Annotated in this window: 6 protein-coding genes; 1 reads left to right on the top strand and 5 read right to left on the bottom strand. The window is 63.6% G+C overall.

The features are described from left to right. From NKI61_RS23915 to NKI61_RS23905, 3 genes are all read right to left on the bottom strand, one after another. Positions 1-3030: helicase-related protein (locus NKI61_RS23915; protein WP_352841152.1), on the bottom strand; the 3030-nt coding region annotated here is incomplete at its 3' end. Positions 3031-3724: 694 nt separating this feature from the next. Then, on the bottom strand, positions 3725-4450 hold the full coding sequence (phbB, locus tag NKI61_RS23910) for an acetoacetyl-CoA reductase (protein WP_023698448.1): 726 nt from the start codon (positions 4448-4450) through the stop codon (positions 3725-3727). Between the two features lie 129 nt (positions 4451-4579). Beyond that, positions 4580-5764 (bottom strand): acetyl-CoA C-acetyltransferase, encoded by a 1185-nt coding sequence (locus tag NKI61_RS23905; protein WP_023673832.1) that lies wholly within the window; start codon positions 5762-5764, stop codon positions 4580-4582. A 302-nt stretch (positions 5765-6066) separates the two neighbouring features. On the opposite strand from NKI61_RS23905, the gene phaR reads away from it, so the two are divergent. Next, complete coding sequence (gene phaR, locus NKI61_RS23900) at positions 6067-6681, top strand: polyhydroxyalkanoate synthesis repressor PhaR (RefSeq protein ID WP_023685813.1); 615 nt, start codon at positions 6067-6069, stop codon at positions 6679-6681. 45 nt (positions 6682-6726) lie between these two features. Here phaR and NKI61_RS23895 read toward each other — a convergent pair whose 3' ends face one another. Together NKI61_RS23895 and NKI61_RS23890 are read right to left on the bottom strand one after the other, a co-directional pair. Next, positions 6727-7182, bottom strand: coding sequence for a GNAT family N-acetyltransferase (locus NKI61_RS23895; protein ID WP_031194243.1), 456 nt, complete (start codon positions 7180-7182; stop codon positions 6727-6729). A 50-nt stretch (positions 7183-7232) separates the two neighbouring features. Next, entirely contained in the window at positions 7233-7652 is a 420-nt protein-coding gene (locus NKI61_RS23890) for a rhodanese-like domain-containing protein (protein ID WP_023702797.1), read from the bottom strand. Positions 7653-7696 lie beyond the last annotated feature (44 nt).

Genomic DNA, 7696 nt, shown 5'->3' with positions numbered 1-7696 from the left:
ACCCTCCCCCTCATGGGGAGGGTCGGCGCGCAGCGCCGGGGTGGGGGCAGCGCCGGCGTCGGTGGTTGCACCTGCATCGGCTACGCGGTCTGCACTATCGGTTTCGTCAGCGCTGTCACCCCCACCCGCGTCGCTTCGCGCCGCGACCTCCCCCATCGAGGGGGAGGTAAAAGCGTCGGCGCTTTCGGTGACAGTGTCGTCAGCCTCTGCAACGGCCGGAGCGTGTTCTTGCGCTGCAGGCTCTGCAGTTGTTTCGTCGATGGCTGGGACCTCGGCGGTGGCTTCAACGGCCGCAGTTGGCTCCGAACCCTCGGGAGGCGCGCCCGGCTGAGCGTCCGCAGCAACAGCCTCCGCTGCGGCTTCGGCGACGGGCTGCTCAGCCGCAGGCTCAGCGGCGGCAACCGCATCCGGCTCCGATCCAACGGCCGGCGCTTCAGCGACGGCTTCACTTGCAGCGGCTTCCGCCGCCTTGGCCTGTTCAGCTTTTGCAGCCGCGTCCGCAGCCAGCTTGGCGGCAGCCGCTTCCCGCGCCGCGTTGTCCTGTGCTTCCAGCCGCGCCTTGACCTCTGCCGGCGGCTTCGGCTCGGCGCGATAGCCGAGACCTTTCAGGATCTCTTCCATGTCGTCGGCGGTGGCGCCGAGGATGGACATCATCGGCGGCGTCACCATGAAGGACTGGCCGTCATAGGCGCCGTCCGGGCGCTGTCCCAGACCGGGCTTCCAGTTGGTCGCAGGCCGGATCAGGTCGGCCAGCCGTTCCAGAATGTCGATGCGCACGGCGCGGCGGCCGAGATTACGGTAGCCGGCGAGCTTGTAGAAGCTCTTGTCGAAAGCCGGATCGATGACCACCGAGGTGCGGCCGGAGGCCAGCGCGTGCACGACGTCGCCAAAGCCGGGCTTGTCCTTGCCGTCGTTCTTCAGCGCCCACAAAAGCGTGATCAGTCCGGCGGGCGCCGGCTTGATCAGCGCCGGCACGAAGACGTGGTAGGCGCCGAAGCGCACACCGAGCCGGCGCAAGGCGGCGCGACCCTCCTGGTCGAGCGACTTCATTTCCTCGGCGATGTCGCGGCGGTTGATGAGGCCGAAATGCTCGACGAGTTGGAAGGCGATGCCACGGCCGATGCCGGCGATCTGCTCGGCATTCTTCAAGTCGACCAACGGCTTCAGCAAGGATTCGATCTGGAAATTGACGAAGCGCTCGGCGCGCGCGGCGACCTTGTCGCGGGCGGGACCGGTCAACTGCTCGTCGGCCAAAAGCACCAGGCGCGGCTTCAGCGCGTCTTCGCCGGCAACCAGCGTGCCGATCGGCGCGCCGATCCAGCGCAGCGTGCCGTCGGAGCCGAGCGCAAGGTCGCCATTGGCGCAGGCGCCGAAGCGTTCGGCACGTGCCTCGAACTCGGCGGCCAGCGCTTTTTGCGCTGCCGTACGCACGGCCTTGGCGTCTTCGCCGCCGGCGCTCTGATCGGCGGTGAAGCGGAACCCTTGCAACTCGCCGACATGATGGCCTTCGACAAGGACGGTTCCGGTAGGACTGATTTCGGCTTCAGGCATTGTATTTTCTCTAAGGCGCCGCATGAGGACGGAAGTCCTGCGGTCTACAAACCGTTTCGTCAACCGCTCATGCAGCGCATCCGACAATCTGTCTTCGATTTCGCGCGTCTTTTCCCGCCAGTGTGCCTGATCGGCCAGCCAGCCCGGCCGGTTGGACACGAATGTCCAGGTGCGGATCTGCGCAATGCGGTGCGACAGCGTGTCGATGTCCCCCTCGGTCGTATCGGCGCGGCGCACCTGCTCGGCCATGTAGTTCTCGTCGACATGGCCGTGTTTGGCGAGGTCGGTGTAGATAGAAGCGATCAGGTCGGAGTGCTGGGCCGGCGCGATCTTGCGGTAGTCCGGCAACGCGCAGGCTTCCCACAGCAGCGCCACGCGCTTGGCATTGGTAGCCAGCGCGCGGATGTCCTCGTCGCGGGAGAGATGTTCGAGCGCCTGCGCATCGACCGCCGGCAGCGCCCGCGTCAGGCCTTCGACCGGCGCGTTGGTTTCGATCGAGCGCTTCAGCGCGTCGAGGCTGGCGAAGTCGAAATGCGCGGTGCGCCATTGCAGCACCTTCACCGGATCGAACTCGTGCCCCTCGATGCGCTTGACCAGTTCCTCGTCCAGCGGATCGACCTGGCCGGTGACGCCGAAGGTGCCGTCGCGCAGATGCCGGCCGGCGCGGCCGGCGATCTGGCCGAGCTCGGCCGCCGTCAGGTTGCGGTACTGGTAGCCGTCGAATTTGCGGTTCTGGGCGAAGGCGACATGATCGAGATCAAGGTTGAGGCCCATGCCGATGGCGTCGGTGGCGACGAGATAGTCGACGTCGCCTGCCTGGAACATTGCCACCTGGGCGTTGCGGGTGCGGGGCGACAGCGCGCCGAGCACGACCGCCGCTCCTCCTTGCTGGCGGCGGATCAGCTCAGCGATGGCATAGACCTCGTCGGCGGAGAAGGCGACGATGGCCGTACGCCGCGGCAGGCGGGTCAATTTCTTCGAACCGGCATAGGCCAGGTGCGACAGGCGAGGGCGCGTCACCACCGAGACGCCTCTCAGCAGCTTTTGCAGGATGCCATGCATGGTGGCCGCGCCGAGCAGCAGCGTTTCCTGGCGGCCGCGTAGGTGCAGGATACGGTCGGTGAAGATGTGGCCGCGCTCGAGGTCGCCGGCGAGCTGCACCTCGTCGATGGCGACGAAGGCAACGTCGGTCTCGCGCGGCATGGCTTCGACGGTGCAGACCGAATATTTCGCGCCGGGCGGCTGGATTTTTTCCTCGCCGGTGATGAGCGCCACCTTGTGGGCGCCGACCTTTTCGCAGACGCGGGCATAGACCTCGCGCGCCAGAAGGCGGAGCGGCAGGCCGATAATGCCGCTCTCATGCGCCACCATGCGCTCGATGGCGAGATGGGTCTTGCCGGTGTTGGTCGGACCCAGCACGGCAGTCACGTCGCGGCCCGACAGGATCAGCGGCTCGGTGTGTTTCGGCTGGATGTTCATCGGCCTGGAGATGAGGCTTTCTGCATCGTGTTGTCGGGAGCGCGCCTCGCGTGGCGCGTATGACAGGCGACACATAGGGATTTCAGGCGCGAAGCGAAAGCGGAATGTTCCGGCCGGCAATCCCACGGTTCGTCTTTGAGGTCTCAATTAACAGTTGGAACGAGTCTGGAACGAATCGGCGACGAATCAGTGACTCCGGTAGATTCAGCTTTTGTTCACGGCTACATGTGGATTTTGCGAGCCTGAGTCTCACCATATGCTGAATCGCGGAAACTGGCCCGATTCCTGCAAGGCGACCATTGGCGTTAACCTTTGACGGCGGGGCATCGTCGTGATCCGATACGCCTCGGCCAACATTATGAAATTGTTGAATTTTCTTAATCGGCCTTAACCATTTGCCGGTGATTTTCGGCCTTGGTCGTTAACGTTGCGCTCAAAGCCGGAACGAATCGGCTATGAATCAGCGATGGCGGGATTTTCCTGGTTTGTTCACCCCAACATGTTGTGTTATCCACAGCTTGTCCACCGAGAATTCACAGCTTGCGAACCGGGTTTTGCACAGGGCGCCTGGAAATCGTTAATCTTTGCATGCCGGAACGGGTCAATGTCTAGCGCGCAGCCCGGGAACATCGCCGGCCGGCGATGAAAAAACGGGCCATAAGCCGGCCCGTCCTACCGGGCGAAATGCTGTCGTTCAGGCGAAATACTGGCCGCCATTGGCTGTGATGGTCGAACCGGTGATGAAGCCGGCGTCTTCGGAAGCGAGGAAGACGACGCAACGCGCGATCTCTTCCGGTTCGCCGAGGCGGCCGACCGGAATCTGCGGGATGATGCGTTCATTCAGCACCTTCTCGTCGATCGCCTTGACCATCTCGGTGGCGATGTAGCCGGGGCAGATGACATTGACTGTGATGCCCGCGCGCGCGCCCTCCTGCGCCAGCGCCTTCGAGAAGCCGATGTCGCCGGCCTTTGCGGCGGAATAGTTGACCTGGCCGGCCTGGCCTTTCTGGCCGTTGATGGAGGAAATGGTGATGACGCGGCCGAATTTGCGGTCGCGCATGCCGCCCCACAGCGGATGCGTCATGTTGAAGACCCCAGACAGATTGGTGTCGATGACTTCCTTCCACTGCTCGCGCGTCAGCTTGTGGAACATGGCGTCGCGGGTAATGCCGGCATTGTTGACCAGCACCGAGACCGGGCCGAGATCGGCCTCGACCTGTTTGATTCCGGCGGCACAGGCGTCGTAGTCGGCGACCGACCATTTGTAGGCCTTGATGCCGGTTTGTGCGCTGAACTTCCCCGCTGCCTCGTCATTGCCGGCATAGTTGGCTGCAACGGTGTAACCGGCATTCTTCAGGCCGATCGATATGGCGGCGCCGATGCCGCGCGATCCACCGGTGACGAGCGCTACTTTGGTCATTGAAAGTTCTTCCTCCCTTTGGTCGGAAGAAGGGAATAGGGAGTAGGGAGTAGCGAGTAGGGATCTATATCCCGCCGCGCTGCTCCTTCTTCCCCATTCACTACTCCCTATTCACTACTCACTTCTCTTTCACAGCGCTTCCACGCACAGAGCGACGCCCATGCCGCCGCCGATGCACAGCGTGGCAAGGCCCTTCTTGGCGCCGCGGCGGCGCATCTCGAAAACCAGCGTGTTGAAGACGCGGGCGCCCGACGCGCCGATCGGATGGCCGATGGCGATGGCGCCGCCATTGACGTTGACGATCGACGTATCCCAGCCCATGCCCTTGTTGACGGCGCAGGCCTGCGCGGCGAAGGCTTCATTGGCCTCGACAAGGTCGAGGTCCTTGACCGACCAGCCGGCCTTCTCGAGCGCCCGCTTCGAGGCGGGAATAGGTCCGGTGCCCATGATCGCCGGATCGACGCCGGCCGTCGCCCATGAGGCGATGCGCACCAGCGGGGTGATGCCGCGCCTTGTGGCTTCAGCCTCGCTCATCAGCAGCGCGCCGGCGGCGCCGTCATTGATGCCCGACGCGTTGGCGGCGGTCACGGTGCCGTCCTTGTCGAAAGCCGGCTTCAGCTTGGACATGGCGTCGATGGTGGCGCCGTGGCGGATGTACTCGTCCTGGTCGACGACAGTGTCGCCCTTCCTGCCCTTGATCGTGAAGGCGACGATCTCGTCCTTGAACTTGCCGGCCTTCTGCGCGGCCTCGGCCTTGTTTTGCGAGGCCAGCGCAAACTGGTCCTGGTCGTCGCGGGTGATCTGGAACTGGCGGGCGACGTTCTCGGCGGTGTTGCCCATGTGGTAGCCGTTGAAGGCGTCCCACAACCCGTCCTTGATCATGGTATCGATCATCTTGTAGTCGCCCATCTTGACGCCGGCGCGCAGGTGCTCGGCGTGCGGCGACAGCGACATCGATTCCTGGCCGCCGGCGATGATCACAGTGGCGTCGCCGGCGGCGATCTGCTGCATGCCGAGCGCGATGGCGCGCAGGCCAGAGCCGCAAACCTGGTTGAGCCCCCAGGCGGTGGTCTCCTTGGGCAGGCCGGCATTGATCGACGCCTGGCGGGCGGGGTTCTGGCCCTGCGCGGCGGTCAGCACCTGGCCGAGAATGACCTCGTCGACTTCACCCGGCTCGACGCCGGCGCGCGCCAAAAGCTCCCTGATGACGACGGCGCCAAGTTCATGCGCCGGGGTGGCGGCGAAGGCGCCGTTGAAAGAGCCGACAGCCGTGCGTGCGGCGCTGGCAACGACGATTGAATTGGAAGCGGACATTTTTCTCTCCAGACCTCGAGGTGTCGTGTTCTTGGGGGCTTGTTGGGACTTTTCTTGCCCGTTCCACACCCCAAGTCAAACCGGAAATGGGCATGCCGGCCAAGCGCCGCAAGCAGGGCGTGAGCGGCCGGCGGGATCGCCCAACCTTTGCTGCGCAGCATAATTGGCCGGCCATGCAGCAATAAATGATGCCGCACTGCACAAAGCGCTTGGAATTATAGAGCTTTTGCGCATATCCTTAAAAATGGCGCAATCGTTACCGGCGGCTTACTCAGGCGCGCCGGTGTCCCGGGAGGATGCTGATGGCCGCGAAAGACGACCCTATCATTATCAAGAAATATGCCAATCGCCGGCTCTACAATACCGGCACCAGCACCTATGTGACGCTCGAGGATCTGGCCGAGATGGTCAAGAAGGGCGAGGAGTTCACCGTCCAGGACGCCAAGACCGGTGACGACATTACCCATCCGGTGCTGACGCAGATCATCTTCGAACTGGAGAACAAGGATGGGCAGAACATGCTGCCGATCCCGTTCCTGCGCCAGTTGATCGCTTTCTATGGCGACCAGATGCAGCAGATCGTGCCGAGCTTCCTCGAACAGTCGATGATGGCCTTCTCCAAGGAACAGGAGCGGTTCCGCGAGCAGATGAAGGGCGCGATCGGCAAGTCGCCGCTGGATGTAATGAAGATCGCCACTCCGATCAAGGCGCTGGAAGAGCAGACACGCCGCAACATGGAAATGTTCCAGAACGCGATGCGCCTGTTCACGCCCTTCCCGACCGCCGCCACAAATGCTGCGGCCGCGGCTGCACCCGAGCCGGCCCGCAAGGATGTCCCGGAAAAGAGCGGCGACGACCTTCAGGAACTGAAGCAACAGATCGCCGCCATGCAGCGCAAGCTTGACACCATGTCGTAAGCGACCGCCGCATGGTCGACCGCCCTCAGTTGGTCGAGGCGGCTGTCACGGGTCGATTTTCAGCTGCCACGGTTCCCAGATATCGTCGGGCTGGCCGTCGAGCGAGCGGTAGAAGGCTTTGGCCGGCGAGTTGGATTTCAGCACCGTCCATTTGATGGCGGAGGCGCCAATGCTCAAAGCGTGTTGGCGAAGCTGTTCAACAAGCGCATGGCCGACCCCCATGCCGCGCGTCGCTTCAGTGACGTAGAGTTCCTTCAGCCAGACAACCGGCTTCAGGTCGTAGGTCCAGGGGATGAGGTAGTGGACGGCGATGCCGACGATCACGCCCTCTCGCTCCGCCACCAACACGCCGAACCGGGGCGATGGCCCCAGCCCGTGCTCGATGAGGTTCGCTTCGGTGACGCGAAGCTTGTCGTCATAACCCTCGAAGACGGCTAGCGCCCGCATGAGGGCGAGCACCGCACCGACATCCTGGCGCTCGAATGGACGAATTCTAACCATCGCCTTCTGCATGCTTGCTCAGTCTTCAAGGCCGACCATATCGCGTGGCCTCACGCGTGCAAGACACCGGGCTCCTTGCCTGAAGCGAAAGGAAGGTCCTCGTCCTGCCAACCGGTTATGCCGCCGATCATGATCTTCACGGGACGACCGAGGCTGGCCAGCTTGAAGGCCGCCTGATCCGCGCCATTGCAATGCGGTCCCGCGCAATAGACGACGAACAGCGTCCTTTCGGGCCATTGCACCATCCGCCCGGCCGATATTTCGCGGTGGGGCAGATGCAGCGCGCCCGGCACATGGCGGCGTCCATAGGCTTCCGGCGAACCGACCACATGCAGGAGAACAAAGTCCGGCTCCCCGGCACGCAGTGCGGCGGCGACGTCGGAACAGTCGGTCTCGACGGAAAGCCGGCGCAGAAAATGGTCGCGGGCGATATCCGGCGATGCCGCCGGAATGTCTGTCACGTGGCTCATCCTCGTATCTCCATTGCTGATGCGACGGAGAGATAAGACAGGAA

This window comes from Mesorhizobium sp. M0514 (assembly GCF_040321145.1).
Taxonomy (GTDB): domain Bacteria; phylum Pseudomonadota; class Alphaproteobacteria; order Rhizobiales; family Rhizobiaceae; genus Mesorhizobium.
The sequence above is the reverse complement of the archived record's forward strand: the minus strand, read 5'-3'. Positions and strand labels throughout refer to the sequence as shown.